Origin of the sequence: uncultured Roseobacter sp. (genome assembly GCF_947501835.1) — a bacterium.
Taxonomy (GTDB): domain Bacteria; phylum Pseudomonadota; class Alphaproteobacteria; order Rhodobacterales; family Rhodobacteraceae; genus Roseobacter.
Genome location: NZ_CANMXR010000060.1, coordinates 1 through 591, shown reverse-complemented (window position 1 = coordinate 591; position 591 = coordinate 1). Strand labels below are relative to the sequence as shown.

Here is a 591-nt window from a genome sequence, read left to right as displayed (position 1 = left end):
CAGCCGCTACATCATCGCCTGGAAGCTCTGCACGACGATGAGAGCCGAGGATGTGACCGACACGCTCGATCTGGCGCTGCAGGCTTCGGGTTGCGATCAGGCGACTGTCGTTCATAAGCCACGCCCGTTATCGGACAATGGCGCCAGTTGCATCTCTGGAGAACTCGCCGATTGGCTGGAAGATCAACAGATGGACCATGTCCGGGGCGCACAGTATCACCCGCAGACACAGGGTAAGATCGAGCGATGGTACCAGACCTTGAAGAACCGCATCCTGCTGGAGAACTACTACCTGCCCGGTGATCTCAGGCACCAGATCGACGCCTTCGTCGATCACTGCAATCACAGGTACTATCACGAGAGCCTGCAAAACCTCACCCCCGCAGATGTCTACTTCGGGCGTGGGCAAACCATCTTAAAACAACGTCCCTCTCATTGATTGCTGCGCTATCAACTGCCGGTCAATAGAAAGGATCAAACAGAAGACACTCGAAACCCGGCGCTTGCTTCACTGCAAATCCGCCGCATAACCAGATGAACAAGGCCCTCTCTTAGATCGGGCGGCCACCTGTTCCAAAAAACCTGACGACG

The 591-nt window shown here is 55.7% G+C and carries 1 pseudogene; it reads left to right on the top strand.

The annotated features are described in order from the left end of the window. Positions 1–530 (top strand): annotated as a pseudogene (locus Q1A20_RS26085) (transposase); the annotation flags it as partial. Between the last annotated feature and the right edge of the window lie 61 nt (positions 531–591).